The following is a 21,484-nucleotide window of genomic DNA, read 5'->3' as shown; positions in this document are numbered from 1 at the left end:
TAATTAAGCCTTCTCAAGAGCCAACGTCTTAGTAGGCTGGTCACATACCTCCGTCGGTCCCCAATACTGGATAGGACCGGGATATACATAGCAGGTATCCTTTGCCCACTTGTCACGCTGAGCGGCAAACGTTTTGAAAGGTGCACCGTCCAACTCAACGAGGGCCTTGCGGATAACAGGCTTCATCTCACCATTACGCTTTTCCATGTTCATCATCATCGTGATGGGCACACCACCCGCAATCCACTGCTCGGCAGGAGCGGTTGTATTCTTCACGATAGCCATATAGCCCGTCTTGCCGTTGGCAATGAGCTGAGCAGCACTGGTACCCAATGCGTAACAGTAGTCGGCATCGAAGTTTGAAGGAGCTGCGCAACGTCCTTCGTATCCGAAGAAGTGATGCTGAGCAGAGAACTTACCGGTGAACTTGCCAGCCTTCTTCCATTCGTCGAGCTTGACAGCTACCATAGAACTCAGCAACTTCTCGGTCTCGATGAGTGATACCTGTACGTTTCCGTGAGGATCGCGGTCGAGGGCAAGCTGACGGGCAACACCCTCGGGAAGAGAGTTGAAGACAGCCAGGTTCTCTGCAGAGATGTGCGCCTTCACGAAGGCAATCTGCTCCTCGCTGTTCAGTCCCTTAGCCTCAGGCAAAGCGAGTACGTCGTTCAGCTGGGCAATGAGCTTCTTGATGGCAGGAATGAATTCAATCAGACCTTCAGGAATAATCACGGTACCGAAGTTATTACCCTCGGCAGCACGTACACAGACGGCGTTGGCGATGTAGGTAACAATATCGTCAAGGCTCTGCTCCTTAGCTTCCACTTCCTCGCTGACGAGACAGATGTTGGGCTGGGTCTGCAGGGCACACTCCAGAGCTATGTGTGAAGCCGAACGGCCCATCACCTTGATGAAGTGCCAGTATTTACGCGCTGAGTTACAGTCGCGCTCGATGTTACCAATCAGTTCTGAGTATGTCTTACAAGCAGTATCGAAGCCAAACGAGGTCTCAATCTGGTCGTTCTTAAGGTCACCATCAATGGTTTTCGGACAACCGATAACCTGTACGCCATAGTTCTTGGCTGCATAGTATTCAGCAAGCACGCAGGCATTGGTGTTTGAATCGTCACCACCAATGATGACAATAGCCTTGATATCCAACTGACGGATAATCTCCAGTCCCTTCTCGAACTGCTCAACCTTCTCCAGCTTAGTACGGCCCGAGCCAATCATGTCGAAGCCACCAGTGTTGCGATACTCATCAATGATGTCCTTGGTCAGTTCCATATAGTTATGGTCTACGAGACCACCAGGACCAAGGATAAAACCGAAAAGACGGTTCTCTGGGTTAAGTTTCTTAATCTGGTCGAAGAGACCGGTAATCACGTTGTGACCACCAGGAGCCTGACCACCACTAAGGATGATACCTACGTTCATCTTTGTGGTGTTAGCCTCCGTAGCAGGCTCAAACTCAACGATAGGCATACCGTAAGTGTTAGGGAAGAGTTTCTTGATCTCCTCCTGATTTCCTACACTCTGTGTCGGAGCACCTAACTTTACTTTTACCGCACCCTGAAGCGCCTTTGGCAGTTTCGGCTGGTAAGCGGCTCTTGCTTTCTGCAATGCACTTTTTTCCATTTTCTTTAATATTATAAAATGATGAATAATTGAATTTTCGAATTGCAAAAATACGCTTTTTCTCTGAAAAACGGAAAGAAAATACGCATTTTAATATTTTTTTGTGCAGAAAGTTGAGATATATCGAATATTTTGCGTATCTTTGACGTTCGAAACGATATTATTATAAAAATAAGGAGGATTAGAAATGGCAAACAAAAGAGAACTGAAAAGAAACATTAACCTGGTATGCGAAGAACTGATTGCTGAATGTATTGCAGCATCACTTTACGGCAATAAGCACGACACGGCAAACTCGCTCATCTACAGCACCGTGAAGATGCAGGACGACTTCATCCGACGCATCTCACATCCAGAGCCTGGCATGCCGGCTGCCAAGTATTACAAGAAGCTGAGAGAAGACTTAGTTGCTCAGATCTGTGATATCGTAGACCAAATCAACAACTAAAAGAAGACTATGTGGCAATCATTCTGCAACTGGCTGCTATACAAGAGAATGGGATGGACAGCCGACATTACTGAGGAGCATCCGGACAAATACATTATCTGCTTGGCTCCGCATACCAGCAACTGGGACTTCCTGATAGGCCAGTTGTATATCGGTGCGCAAGGCATGAAGAGCAATTTCCTGATGAAGAAGGAGTGGTTTTTCTGGCCCCTGGGGCCCATCTTCCGCAAGATGGGAGGCATTCCCGTTTGGCGCTCCAAGAAAACCAGTATGACGGACAACCTGGCGGCAACGGCACGTCAGGAACGCACGTTCCATCTGTGTATTACACCTGAGGGAACTCGCTCGCTGAACCCTGAATGGAAAAAGGGGTTCTATTATATCGCACAAAAAGCCGAACTACCCATTCTGCTCTACGGAGTGGATTACGAAAAACGACACATCCAGTGCACAAAGACCATTATTCCCAATGGCGACATCGACAGTCAGATGCGGGAAATTAAATTGTATTTCAAGGGGTTCAAGGGTAAACACCCGGAGAACTTCACGATAGGAGAAATTTAAACATGAAAAAGATTGTTATCTTACTTTTCTACCTTTTCACGCTTACATCCTTATGTGCACAAACCGCTAAGGACGAAGCAAAACTGACAGAAAGGCTACAAGATTATTTCAGGAAGTACAAGCCAAAAGGCACCAAGCTAACGCAGGCTCCACACATGGTGGACTACCAGTTGGACAACGACGCCAAGACACTGACAATTACCGCTGACGAGTTTTTTGCCGCTCAGGAATTTACCCCAGAGGTGACTGCCCATATATATAAAAAGGTAAAGGGTGAACTACCTAAGCCATATCGCGACTATCAGGTGACCATCATCACCAACGGTATGGAAATCAGCGAACTGATACCCAACCGGCTCTCACAGAATGCTGACAAATCCCGTCTATGGAGCGACATAGACTACGACGGTGAACCTTGGGTAAAGGACATCTCCCACCCCGTCAAATACACTCATGGACTGCAGAACCGACACCTCGTGCTATGGGCCAGTCACGGACGCTACTACGACCAGTCAAGAGGTTACTGGCGCTGGCAGCGCCCGAAGCTCTTCGGTACCACCGAGGACTTGTTTACACAGACCATTGTCATCCCCTACCTCATCCCCATGCTAGAACAGTCTGGTGCCGTCGTATTCTCACCCAGAGAACGTGACTGGCAGAAGGAGGAAGTCATCGTAGACAACGACGGTTCGAAACGTAACTATATCGAGGTGACCTCACATAGCAAATGGATGAGCACAAACCAACGAGGCTTTGCTTGGCACGCAGGAGCCTACCACGACCAGGAGAATCCCTTTGAAGCCGGTACCGCCCGCATGGTAAGAACCACTAGCAGCAAGTCGCGCTATTCACTGGCGACCTATCAGCCAGATTTCCGCAAGGCTGGTCGCTATGCCGTCTATGTGAGTTACCAGACATTGCCCAATAGCGTCGACGACGTGCTGTACACAGTATGGCACCGTGGTGAGCGCACCCAGTTTCATGTCAACCAGAAGATGGGTGGTAGCACGTGGGTTTATCTCGGCACCTTCGATTTTGACGCAGGCTACAGCGAGTTCAACCGTATAACGGTATCGAACCAGAGCAGTCAGGATGGTGTGATTACAACGGATGCAGTGCGCTTTGGAGGCGGCATGGGCAACATCGAACGTTTCGGAACGGTTAGCGGTTTGCCGCGAGCGCTGGAAGGTGCTCGCTACTCGGCACAATGGGCGGGTATGCCCTACTCCGTATATAGCAGCAAGAATGGTGCCGACGACTATGCGGACGACATCAATGTTCGTTCGTATACCCTCAACCTATTGGGAGGTGGTTCGTGTTACATGCCTAACATGGAAGGACGCAAGGTACCTTTCGAACTTTCACTGGCAGTACACAGCGACGCTGGCTATGCCAAGGACGGTCAGGGACTGATTGGTTCGCTGAGCATCTGCACCACCAAGTTTAACGACGGGAAACTGAATGCCGGCATCTCTCGTATGGCATCGCGTGACTTTGCCGATGCCCTGCTGAGCAACGAACTTCTGGACATCAAATACAAATACGGCAAATGGAATCGTCGCGAGCTTTTCGACCGTAACTACTCGGAAACAAGACTACCAGAGGTTCCGAGTGCTATCCTCGAGACAATGTCACACCAGAACTTTCCCGACATGCGTTTCGGACAGGATCCCAACTTCCGATTCACATTAGCACGTTCCATCTACAAAACCATTCTACGATACGTCAACGACCAGCATGGACGCCCCTTTATAGTGGCTCCACTGACTCCTGACCATTTCCAGGTGGAGTTTAAGAATGATGACGAGGTAAAGCTTAGTTGGGACGCGGTGAACGACCCACAAGAGCCAACAGCAAAACCTACGGGATATATTCTCTATACGGCTATCGGAGAGGCAGACTTCGACAATGGAACCTATATCCGTGCGAAGAACTCGCACACCATGAAACTGGAACCTGGACTGCTGTATCACTTCAAGGTGGCAGCCGTCAATCGTGGCGGTCGAAGTTTCCCCACGGAGGTCCTTTCAGCTTACTATCAGCCTCGCGCAAAAAAAACGATAATGATTGTCAACGGGTTCCACCGTCTGGCTTCTCCTGCCGTACGCAACTCAGCGGAGGAACAAGGCTTTGACCTCGACGAGGATCCTGGCATTACCTATGGTCCCACCTATGGATGGTCTGGGCGACAAATCAACTTCGACACCACAAAGATGGGCATCGAGGACGGCGGATTGGGTTATACCGGTGAGGAACTGACAGGTATGCTCATTGCCGGTAACGACTTCAACTACGTCAAGACACACGCTGAAGCCATTGCTTCCGTAGGCCAGTACAATATCGTTAGTTGTTCGAGCGAGGCATTGGAAACGGGTAATGCGAGCCTGCGCAAATGTGCTGCCATCGACCTTGTACTGGGACTGGAATATTACGATGGACACAGCCTGAACTTCTATAAAACATTCAATCCGTCGATGCAGCGCGTGCTTAAAAACTTCACGACTCATGGCGGTGCTCTCATGGTTAGCGGTGCCTATATCGGACGCGACAACATGAACAGCAGCGACAACAAGTTCCTTGCTAACACGCTGAAATGCGAATATGCCGGACGTAACATGATATCCGCCGATTATCTGAACGGCATGGGTACCACCATACCCTATTGGAGACAATTGAATGAGGAGCATTATGCAGCCACTTCGTCTGACATTCTGCAACCTGTCAAGCCGGCTTACACCGCCTTACAATATGCTGACGGCTATGGTGCCGGTGTTGCATACCAAGGCAGCGACTACCGTTCCTTCGTCATGGGCATTCCCTTCGAGTGCATCAAGGGCGAACAGAAACGTGCTGCCATTATGAACGGAATACTTAACTTTCTATTAAAATAAAACTACAAACTATGTACAAGATTCAAACTAACTCAAGCGGTACGCGTAGTATCGACATCAGCGAAGATCACCTGCAAACCATTGAAGACTATCAGCTCTTCCGTGACTTGATTGACTCCAATGGGTATGTTGACGAGCAAGTGCTCGACAAACTCAAACTGAATATCCGCTCACTATTAGGTTCCGAGGCGGGCAAGGACAAACGGCTGTTGGATCTGTGCCTGGACGTCATCTATCATGCTAACATGAAAGCTTTCGGACTGCAACAGTTGGTGTTGTTATTTATCAACTGGAAAAACCGCGGAAGCAACGACCTGGGCATGACAACCCGCGCACTACAAGGAACACCATTTAATTAGAGGTGAGAGGTAAGAGATTAGACCATGGAGTATAGGCTGACAGATTTTCTGCCAACAACAAAGAAGGAACTCGAGTTGCGTGGCTGGGAAGAGGTGGACATCATCCTCTTCTCGGCAGACGCATACATTGACCATCCATCCTTCGGCGCAGCAGTCATCGGGCGCACCTTAGAGGCAGCGGGCTATCGCGTGGCCATCGTGCCACAACCCGACTGGCATGGTGACTACCGTGATTTCAAGAAACTGGGACGCCCACGACTCTTTTTTGGCATTGCTCCTGGTTGCATGGACTCGATGGTCAACAAATACACGGCCAACCGTCGTCTGCGCTCTGAGGATGCCTATAGTCCCGACGGGCGTCACGACTTGCGTCCGGAGTATCCCACCATCGTCTATTCCAAAATCCTACGCGAACTGTACCCTGACGTTCCCATCATCCTAGGCGGCATCGAGGCATCACTCCGCCGACTGACACACTACGACTACTGGCAAGACAAATTACGCCCTAGCATCCTTTGTGATGCACAGGCCGACCTCATCATCTACGGCATGGGCGAAAAACCTATCATCGAACTGGCCAACCGACTGGCGGTTGTCGGCAGTTCCATTGCGGATATTCCTCACGACATTCCCCAGACAGTCTACCTGACCGACCGCATCTCGCCTAGCGATGATGACATCGTGTTGCACAGCTACGAGGAATGCCTGCGCGACAAACGGTCGCAAGCCGAGAATTTCAGACACATCGAGGAACAGTCCAACATGATGCACGCCCACCGGTTACTACAACAGACAGGACGGCAGACAGTCGTTGTCAACCCACCTTATCCTCCGATGACAACTGCAGAACTCGATGCCTCATTCGACCTGCCATACACCCGTCTGCCACATCCCAAATACAAAGGCAAGCGTATTCCCGCCTATGAGATGATCAAGCATTCGGTCAACATCCACAGAGGTTGTTTTGGCGGCTGTGCTTTCTGCACCATTTCTGCCCACCAGGGCAAATTCATCTCCTGCCGTTCCAAGGAGAGTATTCTCAAGGAGGTCAAGCAGGTGGTACAGATGGATGACTTCAAAGGCTATCTTTCCGACCTCGGCGGACCTTCAGCTAATATGTACGGTATGCACGGACGCAACTTGAACATCTGTGAGAAATGCAAGCGTCCCAGCTGTATCCAACCACAGATATGTCCCAACCTGAATACCGACCACAGTAAATTGCTAGACATCTATCATGCCGTTGACGCACTGCCCGAGGTTAAGAAAAGTTTTATCGGCAGCGGTGTACGATACGACCTGCTTCTATATCGTAGCAAAGACGAGACTGCCAACAAGGCAGCAACAGCCTATACGCGTGAATTAATTACCAAACACGTCAGCGGAAGACTAAAAGTGGCTCCTGAACATACCAGCGACCGTGTGCTCCATCTGATGCGCAAGCCGTCGTTCCAGCAGTTCTACGAGTTCAAGCGCATATTCGACCGTATCAACCGTGAGGAGGGACTGCGCCAGCAAATTATTCCGTACTTCATCTCCAGCCACCCAGGATGCACAGAGGCAGACATGGCAGAACTGGCCGCCCTCACACGCAAGATGGGCTATCGACTGGAACAAGTACAGGACTTCACACCCACCCCAATGACCGTCTCTACCGAGATGTTCTATACAGGCTACGACCCCTATACCCTCGAACCCGTTTATACGGCTCACACACAACAGGAGAAACTAGCTCAGCGCGACTATTTCTTCTGGTACAAAGACAGCAAGAATGGAAATCATCGAGCAAAACCTCGTACCCAAGAACCCAAAGAAGAAAAGCGAGGACGGAATCGTCGTCACAAATGACTTCGTCGCCGTCATTGACGGCAGCACTTCGAAGACCAACTATCGGCATAGCCTGTTGCGCTCCAACGGCCGCTATGCCATGCAACTCACTGCCCGCTATATCAGTCACATGCCCAAGACCACCACGTGCGAACAATTTTTGACGGGTGTAACGGCCTATATCCGCAAGCACTACAAGAAATCCATGCTCCAACGGCTTACCGACCATCCCGAAGACCGGCTTACCTGCTCGGCTATCATCTTCAGCCGCGTCTGTCGAGAGATTTGGATGGTAGGCGACTGTCAATGTCTTGTCGGTGGCGAATATTACGACAACCCCAAGCCCTACGAGGCCCAACTGGCTGCCCTGCGCGCTGAGGAAGCCAAACGACAACTGGCAGAAGGCAAGACCATCGACGAACTGTTACGCAACGACACAGCGCGCCAGGTAATTATTGCCCAGATGATTGACACTATGCGCCAACAGAACGTAACCTACAGCGTCATCGACGGCTTCCACATTCCTCGCGAGCACGTCCGCATCATCACCCTCGACTTCCGTCCCTGGCAAATTGTGTTAGCCTCCGACGGATACCCTTTCCTTTGCCCCACACTGGCAGAAAGCGAACAACGACTCCAGCATCAACGCGCCACTGATCCGCTGAACATCAGTCCCGAATTCCAAGCCACCAAAGCTTTCCACCCCGACTTCAACTCCTTCGACGACCGCACCTATATTCGTCTAGATGTGTAGTGTAAAAAAATAAATCCCAATTTATTTTGGATTTAGCTTGCTAATTTGTACCTTTGCACGTAAATTAAAAAAACGTTAGTATTGATAGAGAAGCATATTGTTTTAGAGGACATCGACCCTGTGATGTTCTACGGCATAGGAAATCAGCACCTGCAGATGATGCGGGCATTATATCCGAAACTGCGCATCGTTGCTCGTGACAATGTCATCCGCGTGTTGGGTGACGAGGAACAGATGGCTTCGTTCGAAGAGGCAACTGAACGCATGCGCCAACATGTTCTGCGGTTTAACGCACTGCGCGAAGAGGACATCCTAGACATCGTGAAAGGGCATCGCACCAAGGACGAGGTACCAGAAGGAGTGGTCTGCTACTCCATGTCTGGACGCGCCATCAAGGCCCGTTCAGAGAACCAACAGCGACTGATTGATGCCTATGCGGAAAACGATATGGTATTTGCCGTAGGACCCGCAGGAACGGGCAAGACATACCTGTCGATAGCACTGGCCGTAAAGGCTCTGAAAGAGAAGACCGCCAAGCGCATTATCCTGTCGAGACCGGCTGTAGAGGCAGGCGAGAAACTGGGATTCCTGCCCGGCGATATGAAGGACAAGATAGACCCGTACTTGCAACCGCTATACGACGCTTTGGAGGATATGCTTCCACAGGTAAAGTTACAGGACATGATGGACAAGCACGTGATTCAGATAGCGCCGCTGGCCTTCATGCGCGGACGCACACTAAGTGACGCGGTGGTTATCCTGGACGAGGCACAAAACACGACTCCCCAGCAAATCAGGATGTTCCTGACGCGCATGGGTTGGAACACGAAGATGATCATCACGGGCGACATGACGCAGATAGACCTGCCTCGCACGCAGAAATCGGGACTGGTGGAAGCCCTACAGATACTCAGCGGTGTGGAAGGCATCGGTATAGTAGAGCTGAACCGCAAGGACATCGTGCGCCACAAACTGGTGACTCGCATCGTCAACGCATATGAGAGATTTGACAAAAACAACAATAGCAATGAAAGCATTAACAAAGACTGAGTTCCATTTCAATGGACAGAAAAGCGTGTATCACGGAAAGGTACGCGACGTGTACAATATCAACGACGACCTGATGGTCATGGTGGCTACCGACCGCATTTCAGCCTTCGACGTCATCCTACCGAAGGGTATTCCCTACAAAGGACAGGTACTGAACCAGATTGCCGCCAAGTTCCTCGATGCTACCTGCGACATCTGCCCGAACTGGAAACTGTCTACTCCTGACCCTATGGTGACCGTTGGTCTGAAGTGCGAGGGATTCCGCGTGGAGATGATTATCCGCTCCATCCTGACAGGTTCTGCCTGGCGCGAGTACAAGAACGGTTGCCGTGAACTATGTGGTGTCAAGTTGCCTGATGGCATGAAAGAGAACGAGCGCTTCCCCGAGCCCATCATCACGCCAACCACAAAGGCTGACGAGGGTCACGACATGAACATCTCGCGCGAGGAGATTATCGCCCAAGGCATCGTGTCGGAAGAGGACTACAAAGTGATGGAGGAATACACCCGTAAGCTGTTCGCACGCGGACAGATGATTGCCGAGAAGCAAGGACTGATTCTCGTAGACACTAAATATGAGTTCGGCAAGCGCGATGGTAAGGTATACCTCATTGACGAGATTCACACCCCAGACTCCAGCCGCTACTTCTATGCTGACGGCTACGAGGAGAAGTTAGCCAAGGGCGAGCCCCAGAAACAGCTTTCCAAAGAATTCGTTCGCCAATGGCTCATCGAGCATAACTTCATGAACGAACCCGGACAGGTAATGCCCGAGATTACCGACGAATATGCGATGAGCGTCAGCGACCGCTATATCGAGCTTTATGAGCACATCATCGGCGAGCGCTTTGAGAAAGCTGCCGACAGCGACGATATCGCCAAACGCATTGAGGAGAATGTCAACTCATATCTGAAATCAAGAGGCTTCTAAACATGTCCTACCGACAAGAGACGATAAAGCCCTATCATGAGGGCGACAAGGCTGCGCAGGTGGAGCAGATGTTCGACAACATCGCTCCCGCCTACGACACGCTGAACCATCGTCTCTCATGGAACATTGACAGAGGATGGCGACGCAAGGCCATCCGACAGTTGGCCCCATTCCACCCGCAGGCAATACTCGACATCGCCACCGGAACTGGCGACTTTGCCATCCTGGCAGCTGAGATGCTGAAGCCCCAACGTCTCATCGGTGCCGACATATCAGAAGGTATGATGCAGATAGGACGCCACAAGGTTCAGGAAAAAGGCATGCAGCACATCATCTCTTTCGAAAAAGAGGACTGCACCCGACTCTCCTACCCTGACGCCTCGTTCGACGCTGTCACAGCAGCTTTCGGCATCCGCAACTTTGCCGACCTGGACAAGGGATTGAGCGAGATGTGTCGCGTACTGAAGCCTGGCGGTCATCTGAGCATCGTCGAACTGACCACCCCTGTCTCATTCCCCATGCGCCAACTGTTCCAGATCTACGCTCATACGGTGCTACCTGTCTATGGACGACTTATCTCGAAAGACCAAAGCGCCTACTCCTACCTGACCAAGACCATCGAGGCTTTTCCGCAAGGCGAGCGGATGGTTGAGATACTACAGAAAGCCGGTTTCTCGGAAGCCTCTTTCAAACGACTCACCTTTGGTATCTGCACCATGTATTTTGCAACCAAATAATCAACTAATTAGACAAGCATTATGGATAAGTACGGATTGATAGGCTACCCGCTCGGGCATTCGTTCTCAGTAAGCTACTTCAACCAGAAGTTCGAGGACGAAGACATTGACGCAGTGTATGAGAACTTTGAGATTCCCACCATTGATTCCCTGGAAGAGGTGCTCGGTTCAAACCCTAACCTGCGTGGACTGAACGTCACCATCCCTTATAAAGAAAAGGTGATGCAGTATCTCGACACGATATCGCCCGAGGCGCGCGCCATCGGAGCCGTCAACGTGATTCGCGTCATTCACGACGGCAACAATATCAAACTGAAGGGCTACAACAGCGATGTCATCGGATTTACCAAGAGCATTGCTCCCATGCTTGACAAGAAATGGCACAAAAAAGCACTTATCCTTGGTACCGGCGGCGCATCGAAAGCCATTGACTACGGACTTCGTAACCTCGGACTGGAAACGGTATTCGTGAGCCGTTACGAGCGTCCGGGAACCATTCAGTATGAGCGAATAACGCCTGAGGATGTAGAGGAATACAACGTCATTATCAACTGCACACCCTTGGGTATGTACCCCAAGACGGAGGAGTGTCCCTTACTGCCCTACGAGGCAATGGACTCGCATACCATCCTCTACGACCTGATATACAATCCCGACGAGACGCTGTTCATGAAGCGAGGTGCCCAATATGGCGCACAGGTGAAGAACGGACTGGAAATGTTGCTTCTGCAAGCCTTTGCCTCGTGGGAGTTCTGGCATGAGAAATAATCAGATGGGAACCTATAGAGACCATATCAACACGTTGACGCTTCAGTACAATGAGGCGATTCGCGCCTTGGAGGACTCCTTCCGACAAGAGAAGAGCCTACTCACATGGATGGAGTCGTCTAACGGCTTGCGCTATCAGTATTCCCAGCGTTACGATACGCTGTTGCACGAATACCTGGACAAGCGCCGCCAATTGTCGCGTTCATACAAGCTGACACACCCGGAATGGGCCACACGTCGCAAGTGGCTAGGTTGGCTGTTCTATATCGGCATCTTGTCTGCTATGATTTGTTGTGGAACGGCAGTACCCTACAACGAGGAATACGCATCGTCTGCGACAACCAGTTCCGTACTTAACGACAATGCCGCCGAGGTCACTTACTGGAATGCCGACAACATTCCCATTCCTTATCTGCAGGACTCTACGCAATACGTATCTAATCCAGACCATGTACTGCAGCAGCCGACCGTCGACCGCATGAACATCACGCTAAAAAAGCTCGAGAACGAGTTGAAGATACAGTCGGTAGTCGTGGTGGTGAACCACATATCGAACGATGATCCCTTCCGTATGGCACAAGACATCGGCAACCACTATGGCGTGGGCTTTCAGGATATGGGACTCGTCATCGTTTGCGGCTACGAAGACCACAGCCTCAACATTTCGCCAGGCAAGAAGTTGGAAGCCGACTTGACAGATGCAGAATGTCACCGGCTGGAACAGCAATATGCTGTACCGGCCATGCGCGCCAACATGCCTGACTCAGCCATGATTTACCTGACGGAGGCCGTCTATGCCACACTACAAAAGAAGGAATTGCCCCAAATGTCGAAACTCATAAGCGACGAAGAGTCTGACAGCGAGATGGCAGAAGCCATCGGTCTGACATTCCTCTTCATCATCGTCTGGTGCATTTTCTATCTGGCTCTGAACCGCAAATACGAATGGCTGGCCACACTGGGTGCCGTATCGCTTTTATCAAACCCCTTCTACGTCAGCACGGGAAGTCGTTCCGGAGGAGGCTTCGGAGGCGGCTTCGGCGGAGGCTTCGGAGGCGGTGGAGGCGGTTTCAGCGGTGGAGGCGGAGGCTCATTCGGCGGAGGCTCCTTTGGCGGAGGAGGTGCTACTTCCCGCTGGTAACCCATAAGACCCATAAGTCCCATAAGACCCATAAGTCCCATAAGTCCCATAAGACCCATAATAATAAAAATATAACGATTATGAAATTGAACAAAACCCTTATCGCAGTTATCGCAGCCGTCGTCATCATTGGAGGATGGGCAGCAAGTGCTTACAACTCAATGGTACAGGTGCAGGAGACCACTACCACCGCACTGGCTAACGTACAGTCTACCTACCAGCGCCGTGCCGACCTCATCCCCAATCTGGTGGAAACCGTCAAGGGCTATGCCGCTCACGAAAAGCAGACACTGGAGGATGTCGTTGCTGCCCGTTCGAAGGCTACATCCATCAACCTCGACCCGTCGAACATGACACCCGAGAAGTTAAAAGAGTTCCAGCAAGCACAGGGTGAGTTGGGCAGTGCTCTCGGCCGTCTGATTGCTATCCAAGAGAACTATCCCGACCTCAAGGCCAACGAAAACTTCCGCGACCTGCAGGTACAGTTGGAAGGTACCGAAAACCGCATCAACGAGGCTCGCAACAAGTATAACGAGACCGTTCAGCAGTATAATGTCGTTATCCGATCATTCCCCAAGAACATCCTCGCCGGCATGTTCGGATTCCAGCAGATGACCAAGTTCGAGGCTGAAGCCGGTGCAGAGAAAGCCCCTCAAGTAAAATTCTAAACTTCAGGAAATGAACAACCGATATATGCAGCGTGGCGTGAGTGCAGCTAAAGAGGACGTACATAACGCCATCAAGAACATCGACAAGGGTATCTTCCCACAGGCTTTCTGCAAAATCATCCCCGACATTCTCGGAGGCAATCCCGAGTATTGCAACATCATGCATGCGGACGGTGCAGGCACCAAGTCCAGCCTCGCCTACATGTACTGGAAGGAGACGGGTGACCTCTCCGTATGGAAGGGCATTGCTCAGGATGCAATCGTCATGAATACCGATGACCTGCTTTGTGTGGGTGCTGTCGATAACATCCTTGTTTCGAGTACCATCGGGCGCAATAAGATGCTCGTTCCCGGTGAGGTTATCTCGGCCATCATCAACGGTACCGACGAACTGTTGGCTGAGCTCCGTGAGATGGGCATCGGCATTTATCCCACAGGGGGCGAAACAGCTGATGTAGGCGACTTGGTGCGTACCATCATCGTCGACTCTACCGTCACCTGTCGCATGAAACGTGCTGATGTCATCGATAATGCGAATATTCGTCCTGGTGATGTGATTGTAGGTTTGTCATCCACCGGACAGGCTACCTACGAGAAACGCTACAACGGAGGCATGGGCTCTAACGGTCTGACCTCAGCCCGTCATGATGTCTTTGCCAAGTATCTGGCCGAGAACTATCCCGAGAGCTACGATCATGCCGTACCCGACGACTTGGTTTACAGCGGCAAATATAAGCTGACCGATGCTGTTGAGGGTTCACCCGTCAATGCAGGACAGTTGGTATTATCGCCCACAAGAACCTATGCACCGGTGATTAAGAAGCTGCTCGACGAGCTGCGCTCCGAGATTCACGGTATGGTGCATTGTACAGGTGGGGCTCAGACCAAGGTGCTACACTTCGTCAGCGATAACTGCCGCGTGGTGAAGGACAACATGTTCCCTGTTCCCCCACTCTTCCGCGCCATTCATGAGTGCTCAGGCACCGACTGGAAGGAGATGTACCAGGTGTTCAACATGGGGCATCGCATGGAGATTTACGTCCGTCCTGAGGTTGCAGAACAGGTCATCAGCATCTCCCGTTCATTCAATATTGACGCCCAGGTGGTTGGCCATATCGAGGAAGGCAAGAAGAGCCTGACTATTATGAGTGAGTTTGGCACTTTCGACTATTAGGAGATTCTGAACCTCTAAGCAGAAGGACGCCCAAACACGTAAATATTTTCATAAGCCCAAAACGGGCCGTTTTCAGGTGAGTTAACTCGATTGATTGTTTGAGTTAACTCATTTGATTTTTTGAGTTAACTCAAATTACCCCCTGAGCTAACAAGCATTTATACGTGTAAAAAAAATGTCATTCAGAAGCAATACTCCGAAAGTAACGAAAATTACTTTCGGAGAAATAAAATTTCTATTCGGAGTAATTATAATTACTTCCGGAGAAGCTCAAGTCAAGAGTCTCTCACCTCTTATCTATGGCATTTCTTTCGCTGTGTCTTTAAGTTTCTCCCAGATTTTCACCATAGCGAACGTATCGAGACAACAATAGCGCCAGTTCGGGATAAGATTAGAACAATGAGAGTTGATTCGTGTCCTCAATACAATACCCCTGAATAGCCTCAGGTTTGTTATCGAAGAAACAATATGCTCCAAGTGCAGCGATAAGGTTCATCAGGAAATTGTTGACAGACCTATGTCTGGAGTGTACGAGATTTCCTTTGTCCTTGAGCAAATGGTTAATGCACTCAATGATGTACCTTTTTCTGAGCCTGTCCCCCTGTGAGCAAAGAGAGTGGAAACTTGAATCCCCACCCTCTTCTATTAGAAAACTGTGATACTGTGAACTGTGATAATGACACACTTGATAGTATCCTTGCCGAATCACTATTTTATCGAATTCTCAATTTCATCAAAAAGGATGTTATCGCCTTCGCTAACAACAGAAATGATGCAGTATCCTTTGGTACCCCAATCATTATAGAACACCTTGTATTTACCATCACCCAGAGTTTCTATCTTCTCAACGGTTTGAATATCACTTTCTCCATCCTGATACCCACTACGGAAGTCCCAAATGGCATATCCACCACCTTCATACTCATAATCATCCGCAAGTTTTTTGGCAAGTTTCTTTGTGCAATACTTTTTAATAACGTCTTCGCCCGCACCTCTTTCTGCAAAGACATAATTCTTATAGAACTCATTTATTTTTTCAATTGCCAAAGCATCATTATCTTTTGATGAGGTCTCTTTCTCTATTTTAAAGTAAAAGAGATTATCTAATTTGTAATCATCATCTTTTCCTGTTGCGACAGCTTTGACTTTTGCTGATTCCATCGTATTGGGAATTGTAACAATTATGTCCGAACCGTCTGTGTCTCCCATACTGAGGCTCACAACATATTGATTATCTTTTATTTCCCATTTTCCTTGGAACAATTGGTTTCTGATCTCTGAAGAATGCAAAAGTGCTGTGGCCTTATTGCCTGGTTCCAAACTGACAGAGAATTCTTCATTGTCTTTTGCAATAGTGAATCTAGCTGTGTTAGCTTCTGCTATAGAATTTACAATCGCTTCTTGTGTCGCACCTTCAATAGCAGGCACTACAGCAATAAAGGAAGCATTAGATACAGAATCTTCAGGTACTTGAGACTGCTGAGAAGATTGCTTGTTTCCGCAGGATACTGCTATCGCAGCTACTGCAATAATAAAGACTTTTTTCATTTTACTATTTAGTTATTTAATACGTGTGAGAATTATCTCATAATTCGCGTCTGAAGGCCACATGGATTTTAAAACAATCTTATTATTTGTGGCGCTCATAATCTCGCATACGCAGTGATGGTTATCAGTACCTATACTTTTTGAATATAATTTGTCCTTTATCCACCCATCAGGTTTTTTGTGTGAAGTACATCTAATCTTCTGAATATAATCTGGAGCATATAAGAAGAATAAGTTTCCGGCAGCGACCCAAGGGCCACCTGAATAATATTTTATGTCGCCTATGATATGTTCTACTCCGTGCTGTCTCAAAACATAATCGGGGGGTGTAGCCTTGAAATCAACATGTTGAACGTATTCAATTGTTATATTATCATCTTTGAAGCTCCATATTTTCCCATGATTATCTTTCCATGTTCCACGCCATACTGGGCGAATTAACTCATGATCAATGTAGACATTTGAAGTCAATTTCTGAGGATTAGCATGTAAACTTATCGCCCCTTTTGCAGCATTAACAAAACGAACAGATCCACACACATTGGAGTTATTGTTATTCCCTTCACGCATCAAGTAATAAACATTGCCAACCTTCCCATATTGAAAATACAAATAATAGACGTCTTCTTTTCCGATACTCCAATCTCTCCATGGGACTTCTTCCGAAATCTGTATAGCCTTCTTGTTTTGTGATCCACTATTTGTTGGGACTTTGTGTGATTGAGTTGTTCTCTCAGGAGTAGTCTGAGATGGCTCTTGGGCTATTTCCCTACGCTCATATTTAAAAATGTCAAGATCTGGCGAATCTGCTATGGAATCAATTTGTATTGCAGAAAGAGTATATAATGGAACAGATTGCCCATTGACTGATACATATATGTCACGCGGTATTATTGTATTGGAACGATAACCCTTTTCACCTACTTGATTATTTTGAATTGCATTCTGTCCATTACTTGAAACAACCGCCCTAACATTTGCCCCATAATGCCTATTTAATGAAGTGATACCAAAATGTGTTCCAACTTTCATAACAAAGCTCATAGGGCCTATACCTGCCTGGCGAGCCCAGTAATATGCAATGATTTCTCTTGTATCAAGAAATGAATAATGTGGATTTTGGGAACCAGCGGAAACCATATTTTCAACATAATATCCCCAAACAGGAAGCAAAATATAATTTCCATTTTTACCTATTATTTTAAGATAGTTTTTTCCATTAAGAAATAAACTTTGCCAACGGCATTGGTCTCTGAGTTCACGCATTTGTTCTTTCGTCGGAGTACACCATGCTTTACCCCAGTTTAATGTAGCAGCATCATCGACATCGTCAAGTTCCTTCTTATTATCAACAACACCATATCTTGTATCATTATTGTATTTTAACAACTTAAATACAGTTTGTTTAACTTGATGAGTAATTGTAGTTTCTTTATAGTATTTGTATGAAGTAGGCAAATAATTACGGGTATCTTTGGGTTTGGTCTCACCCCAAGATATAAAAAAGCCTGCATCATATACATCTTTTGCACCAACATTACAATCTGCCCAAAGGGTTCCTGATGGCAAACCTAAATCAACATATCTATGACCTTCCAATTTATTCAAATCGTCACTATCATTTTCTGCAAACAAGTCATGACTCCCAACACATAGAGCACAAAATAACAAAACAACGTTTTTTAAAGACCTTTTCATACTAATATCTTTTATCGTTAGAATTAAAGTATAAATATCACTTATTCAATATATGGTTCACAATAATAAATTGAGCAAGACTAGATTATCTATAAAAAGAATCGCAATCAATTTCAATAATGCTATAACATAAACCAAACTTAACCATAGTTGCTTGACAAATAGCAACTTTCTGCGTTTCAGTAAATTTACTAAAAGTTTCATTATCGTATGGAATCTCTACATATCCTTCATAATTAAGTCTGTTTGACATATAAGAGTTCTCACTTGTTTTTGATCTAGGAATTACCACACCACACAACTCTGCCTTTACCCAAACATAAGTACATTGAGCCTTTAATCTAAATTCTTCTGTATTCATAATAATTGTTTATTAATTATTGCCTACTTTATCTAGGATTTTCGGCTTCTTCCATTTTCTATATTAAAGAATATGATCCTTCTAAACATCCTTAGTCGGAAGGTTCTGTAATCCCCGTGAATGTAAGAATGAAAATCGGTTCACACTTTTATAACTTCTTTTGTTTCATACCTTAAACTTACTATATCCTGAACTCCCTTAAGATATTGTCATTAATAGATGTTTTGGCTAATATACAAAAAAGCGTGGGAGTCAATCTGTTACTCGTCCCACTCCAAGAGGCTCTGGCATCGCCCAACTAGTCAGTGACGAGCAACGCCGAAGCCCACGCAATATGCAGATACCTTGTAGGGTATTACACATCCAATGAGCATCACCCGTTGCTTTGTTTTTGACTAGTTGTTTGGAACTGCCAGATTCCTTGGAGTCAAAAGACAAAGCGTAAGATAACGCTTTCCTATAAATTAGGTCCCCACCCCATCCCGCTTCGGCTTGTGGCTTTTGGCTTCAGGAGTAAAGACGGGGCAAAGATAAGAAAAGTTTTTGAAACTGAAAAGAAAAAGGCAGAAAACCTTTATGGATTCCCAGGGCTTTTTCATTTATGCGCCAGTTCGGGATAAGATTAGAACAATGAGAGTTGATTCGTGTCCTCAATACAATACCCCTGAATAGCCTCAGGTTTGTTATCGAAGAAACAATATGCTCCAAGTGCAGCGATAAGGTTCATCAGGAAATTGTTGACAGACCTATGTCTGGAGTGTACGAGATTTCCTTTGTCCTTGACATAAGTGATTGGAATTCAGATATAAAGGTACAAAAAATATCTCAGATTACCAACTTTTTATGCAACTTTCTTATCCCGAACTGACGTCTGTACTTCCAAACTTTCCTATCAAAAACTTGTCAAAGAGCTTGCAGCATGATGTGACAGGTCTCTGGAGTCATTTGGAGAACTTTGCATTCGTTTTCAGACGGCTTAGGGCAGATGGTTGGGTACCTTTGCAATCCCTAATGGGAACAAATGCGGAAGTTACCAATAACGGGATTCAAGATACTCAATAAGCTCAGGATACAAGTCCTTTACAGGCAGTAGAAAATCTGAAGGATCTATTATCTTATAGCCGTTGATGAATTCTTGCTTCAGGGAAAAGCCAAACTTTTCTGCATCAACTTTCATCTCCGTATTTTCTTTAGGGACGATAACGATATGACAGAATTTTTTTGCAATATCGGGATGTTTCTCGATAATTTTTTCCATGAGAAGTGTCTGTCGGGCTAACTCATAATATGGATCCTGATGGTAGAGGGACAGCCATAAAGGAAGACGTGAATCTACTGAGACCAGATTTTCATATCGGTGATAGCTCGGAGCGTCTTTTTTTTCGTAGGCCTCTGTGTATTTCCATTCAATAGGAACTAGCCATTTTTCAGAATCTTTTTGTGCATAAACAAGGGCATCGACAGAAGTGCACTTCTCGCCACGTGTTTCATGTCTTTCATTTAATAGCCGCTTGTTATCAAACACGAACTCAAACGATATTAAGGTATTGTCTTCAATAAATGAAGGAAGAATCTCGTCGAAGGTGATACCCGCAGCATTTCTAAGGATAGCTTTAATGGCCTCTTCATCGTTTCTTATCATAAATAAATGATTAAAGCAGCACACTTGTGAGGACAGGGTATGCGCGGTAACTTCTTTATTACTCTCACCTGCCATGTGCCACCAACTAATATGCGATTTGTTTACATATTGAATAACATCTTCACGAATAGGTCCATACAAGTTTTTCTCCCTATCTTCGCCTCTCAATACCACTCGGCTCTCTGCTTGCTTTATACGACCATCAATTTCTTTCCAGGACGCAAGGCCTCTATTCATTGCACCAGAGAAGATTTCTGCCCCCTGTTCTATTAACTGAACCTGTCTTTCTCCTTGCTTCTTCTTATAGGTTGTATTCTTCATTTGTCTATTCAATTATTTTTTTAACGTAGTTTGATTCATCAAGGATATCAGATATTCCCAGTTTTGGCAATGTTGCTTCTGAAAAGAGAAACACGGGCTTGAATGACTTGTCATCTCCGACAATAGTATAATATCCTTTTTCAGCTGCTTTTTTCGAGTTTTTGGATGCTTTCCAATCACCATTTGGTTTTGTAAACAGGTATTCCGCCATAGTCTCCATCGGTAATGTGTCTCGACCCGCTTCCTTGTTATTGTTCAAAGTGACAAAGTAGTATTCTGGAATCTTTGCGAAATCGCCTATTTCTACGTTATGTAAAGATTCGGGAACCTCAACTCCAAGTTTAACCAGAGCATTTAGTATACTTATCAATTCTGGTTTGAGAATTTCAAACGAGTTATCCTTATGGAATTTATAATAGTCTTTAATATGTTCTGTGATACCGCTATTACCACCAATAGCATGACTACCATATTTTAATTCTATAAGTGCAACTCGGAATGGTTTTATCTTGCTAATTGCAATAATATCGAACCGCCAATCTTCAGCATGTTCTCTACCTTTAAACGATTTCGTATATTCCACGTCTACGCAAAACCATTTAGAGGAAGAATTATTGTTGTTGTCTATGAAAAGTCTTTGCTGAGCTTGTTTTTCCTGTTTATTCCTTGCACAGCTTTTTCCCTTTATCTTGTCAAAATAGCGTACTATCTCATCTTCTTTCAAACGGCATTTCTCTCCATCTGTATAATATCGGTCTATTTTGCAGATATTGGGATTACTAACCTCAATCTTTGCTATGTTATCCAAATTATAATACATGTTTATAAAGCCGTCACGCACTCCTATTAAGACCTCCTCCTTATGCTTAAAATAGATGTCTTTATAAAATCTGCTCTTTTTAAACGAATCAGCAAAAGTATCGTCTATTGACGTACCTCTAAACGAATCTCTCTCCTTCATATA

19 protein-coding genes and 2 pseudogenes are annotated in these 21,484 nt (G+C 46.8%); 13 read left to right on the top strand and 8 right to left on the bottom strand.

Annotated features, from left to right (window positions below; all coding sequences use genetic code 11):
* Positions 1-3: 3 nt before the first annotated feature.
* Positions 4-1,638, bottom strand: coding sequence for a diphosphate--fructose-6-phosphate 1-phosphotransferase (locus BLU47_RS04655; RefSeq protein WP_091959116.1), 1,635 nt, complete (start codon positions 1,636-1,638; stop codon positions 4-6).
* A gap of 187 nt (positions 1,639-1,825) precedes the next feature.
* Between BLU47_RS04655 and BLU47_RS04650 the strand changes: the two genes are divergently transcribed.
* From BLU47_RS04650 to BLU47_RS04590, 13 genes are all read left to right on the top strand, one after another.
* Positions 1,826-2,086 (top strand): hypothetical protein, encoded by a 261-nt coding sequence (locus BLU47_RS04650; RefSeq protein WP_091959113.1) that lies wholly within the window; start codon positions 1,826-1,828, stop codon positions 2,084-2,086.
* Between the two features lie 9 nt (positions 2,087-2,095).
* Positions 2,096-2,650 (top strand): 1-acyl-sn-glycerol-3-phosphate acyltransferase, encoded by a 555-nt coding sequence (locus tag BLU47_RS04645; protein WP_091959110.1) that lies wholly within the window; start codon positions 2,096-2,098, stop codon positions 2,648-2,650.
* Between the two features lie 2 nt (positions 2,651-2,652).
* Entirely contained in the window at positions 2,653-5,541 is a 2,889-nt protein-coding gene (locus BLU47_RS04640) for a golvesin C-terminal-like domain-containing protein (RefSeq protein WP_091959107.1), read from the top strand.
* Between the two features lie 11 nt (positions 5,542-5,552).
* Positions 5,553-5,900, top strand: coding sequence for a hypothetical protein (locus tag BLU47_RS04635; RefSeq protein WP_091959105.1), 348 nt, complete (start codon positions 5,553-5,555; stop codon positions 5,898-5,900).
* Positions 5,901-5,924: 24 nt separating this feature from the next.
* Entirely contained in the window at positions 5,925-7,748 is a 1,824-nt protein-coding gene (locus BLU47_RS04630; RefSeq protein WP_091959102.1) for a YgiQ family radical SAM protein, read from the top strand.
* Positions 7,672-8,481, top strand: coding sequence for a hypothetical protein (locus BLU47_RS04625; RefSeq protein WP_091959100.1), 810 nt, complete (start codon positions 7,672-7,674; stop codon positions 8,479-8,481). The genes BLU47_RS04630 and BLU47_RS04625 overlap by 77 nt, the downstream gene beginning before the upstream one ends.
* An 81-nt stretch (positions 8,482-8,562) precedes the next feature.
* Positions 8,563-9,531: a PhoH family protein gene (locus tag BLU47_RS04620; RefSeq protein ID WP_091959097.1), complete on the top strand. Its 969-nt coding sequence runs from the start codon at positions 8,563-8,565 to the stop codon at positions 9,529-9,531.
* Entirely contained in the window at positions 9,509-10,462 is a 954-nt protein-coding gene (locus tag BLU47_RS04615) for a phosphoribosylaminoimidazolesuccinocarboxamide synthase (protein ID WP_091959094.1), read from the top strand. The genes BLU47_RS04620 and BLU47_RS04615 overlap by 23 nt, the downstream gene beginning before the upstream one ends.
* Before the next feature lie 2 nt (positions 10,463-10,464).
* Positions 10,465-11,199: a bifunctional demethylmenaquinone methyltransferase/2-methoxy-6-polyprenyl-1,4-benzoquinol methylase UbiE gene (gene ubiE / locus BLU47_RS04610; RefSeq protein WP_091959091.1), complete on the top strand. Its 735-nt coding sequence runs from the start codon at positions 10,465-10,467 to the stop codon at positions 11,197-11,199.
* A 21-nt stretch (positions 11,200-11,220) separates the two neighbouring features.
* Entirely contained in the window at positions 11,221-11,967 is a 747-nt protein-coding gene (locus BLU47_RS04605) for a shikimate dehydrogenase family protein (protein ID WP_091959088.1), read from the top strand.
* Positions 11,957-13,108: a TPM domain-containing protein gene (locus BLU47_RS04600; protein ID WP_091959085.1), complete on the top strand. Its 1,152-nt coding sequence runs from the start codon at positions 11,957-11,959 to the stop codon at positions 13,106-13,108. Before BLU47_RS04605 ends, BLU47_RS04600 begins: the two co-directional genes overlap by 11 nt.
* Before the next feature lie 86 nt (positions 13,109-13,194).
* Complete coding sequence (locus BLU47_RS04595) at positions 13,195-13,776, top strand: LemA family protein (RefSeq protein ID WP_176780473.1); 582 nt, start codon at positions 13,195-13,197, stop codon at positions 13,774-13,776.
* Positions 13,777-13,786: 10 nt separating this feature from the next.
* On the top strand, positions 13,787-14,950 hold the full coding sequence (locus BLU47_RS04590; protein WP_091959079.1) for an AIR synthase-related protein: 1,164 nt from the start codon (positions 13,787-13,789) through the stop codon (positions 14,948-14,950).
* A 391-nt stretch (positions 14,951-15,341) separates the two neighbouring features.
* Here BLU47_RS04590 and BLU47_RS15110 read toward each other — a convergent pair.
* The 7 genes and pseudogenes from BLU47_RS15110 to BLU47_RS04560 form a co-directional block, all read right to left on the bottom strand.
* Positions 15,342-15,542, bottom strand: a pseudogene (locus tag BLU47_RS15110) (IS982 family transposase); the annotation flags it as partial.
* Positions 15,543-15,658: 116 nt separating this feature from the next.
* Positions 15,659-16,498: a hypothetical protein gene (locus tag BLU47_RS04580; protein ID WP_091959076.1), complete on the bottom strand. Its 840-nt coding sequence runs from the start codon at positions 16,496-16,498 to the stop codon at positions 15,659-15,661.
* 12 nt (positions 16,499-16,510) lie between these two features.
* Positions 16,511-18,196, bottom strand: coding sequence for a hypothetical protein (locus BLU47_RS04575; protein WP_143025465.1), 1,686 nt, complete (start codon positions 18,194-18,196; stop codon positions 16,511-16,513).
* Between the two features lie 85 nt (positions 18,197-18,281).
* The gene (locus BLU47_RS14495; protein ID WP_143025464.1) at positions 18,282-18,557 is read right to left on the bottom strand and encodes a hypothetical protein; all 276 of its coding nucleotides are present in this window, start codon (positions 18,555-18,557) and stop codon (positions 18,282-18,284) included.
* 622 nt (positions 18,558-19,179) lie between these two features.
* A pseudogene (locus tag BLU47_RS15105) lies at positions 19,180-19,323 on the bottom strand (IS982 family transposase); the annotation flags it as partial.
* A 264-nt stretch (positions 19,324-19,587) separates the two neighbouring features.
* Complete coding sequence (locus BLU47_RS04565) at positions 19,588-20,520, bottom strand: PGN_0703 family putative restriction endonuclease (RefSeq protein WP_091959070.1); 933 nt, start codon at positions 20,518-20,520, stop codon at positions 19,588-19,590.
* 4 nt (positions 20,521-20,524) lie between these two features.
* Entirely contained in the window at positions 20,525-21,481 is a 957-nt protein-coding gene (locus BLU47_RS04560; protein WP_091959068.1) for a hypothetical protein, read from the bottom strand.
* Positions 21,482-21,484: the final 3 nt, after the last annotated feature.

It is taken from the genome of Prevotella sp. tc2-28 (assembly GCF_900107705.1).
GTDB lineage: Bacteria > Bacteroidota > Bacteroidia > Bacteroidales > Bacteroidaceae > Prevotella.
This window is presented reverse-complemented; position numbering and strand designations above follow the sequence as displayed.

Excerpts from the sequence above, each read along its gene's own strand:
- BLU47_RS04605 (WP_091959088.1), top strand. The coding sequence starts at position 11,221 with ATGGATAAGTACGGATTGATAGGCTACCCGCTCGGGCATTCGTTCTCA.
- BLU47_RS04575 (WP_143025465.1), bottom strand. The coding sequence starts at position 18,196 with ATGAAAAGGTCTTTAAAAAACGTTGTTTTGTTATTTTGTGCTCTATGT.
- BLU47_RS04590 (WP_091959079.1), top strand. The coding sequence starts at position 13,787 with ATGAACAACCGATATATGCAGCGTGGCGTGAGTGCAGCTAAAGAGGAC.
- BLU47_RS04630 (WP_091959102.1), top strand. The coding sequence starts at position 5,925 with ATGGAGTATAGGCTGACAGATTTTCTGCCAACAACAAAGAAGGAACTC.
- BLU47_RS04600 (WP_091959085.1), top strand. The coding sequence starts at position 11,957 with ATGAGAAATAATCAGATGGGAACCTATAGAGACCATATCAACACGTTG.
- BLU47_RS14495 (WP_143025464.1), bottom strand. The coding sequence starts at position 18,557 with ATGAATACAGAAGAATTTAGATTAAAGGCTCAATGTACTTATGTTTGG.
- BLU47_RS04645 (WP_091959110.1), top strand. The coding sequence starts at position 2,096 with ATGTGGCAATCATTCTGCAACTGGCTGCTATACAAGAGAATGGGATGG.
- BLU47_RS04635 (WP_091959105.1), top strand. The coding sequence starts at position 5,553 with ATGTACAAGATTCAAACTAACTCAAGCGGTACGCGTAGTATCGACATC.
- BLU47_RS04615 (WP_091959094.1), top strand. The coding sequence starts at position 9,509 with ATGAAAGCATTAACAAAGACTGAGTTCCATTTCAATGGACAGAAAAGC.
- BLU47_RS04650 (WP_091959113.1), top strand. The coding sequence starts at position 1,826 with ATGGCAAACAAAAGAGAACTGAAAAGAAACATTAACCTGGTATGCGAA.
- ubiE (WP_091959091.1), top strand. The coding sequence starts at position 10,465 with ATGTCCTACCGACAAGAGACGATAAAGCCCTATCATGAGGGCGACAAG.
- BLU47_RS04565 (WP_091959070.1), bottom strand. The coding sequence starts at position 20,520 with ATGAAGAATACAACCTATAAGAAGAAGCAAGGAGAAAGACAGGTTCAG.
- BLU47_RS04625 (WP_091959100.1), top strand. The coding sequence starts at position 7,672 with ATGGAAATCATCGAGCAAAACCTCGTACCCAAGAACCCAAAGAAGAAA.
- BLU47_RS04560 (WP_091959068.1), bottom strand. The coding sequence starts at position 21,481 with ATGAAGGAGAGAGATTCGTTTAGAGGTACGTCAATAGACGATACTTTT.
- BLU47_RS04580 (WP_091959076.1), bottom strand. The coding sequence starts at position 16,498 with ATGAAAAAAGTCTTTATTATTGCAGTAGCTGCGATAGCAGTATCCTGC.
- BLU47_RS04655 (WP_091959116.1), bottom strand. The coding sequence starts at position 1,638 with ATGGAAAAAAGTGCATTGCAGAAAGCAAGAGCCGCTTACCAGCCGAAA.
- BLU47_RS04640 (WP_091959107.1), top strand. The coding sequence starts at position 2,653 with ATGAAAAAGATTGTTATCTTACTTTTCTACCTTTTCACGCTTACATCC.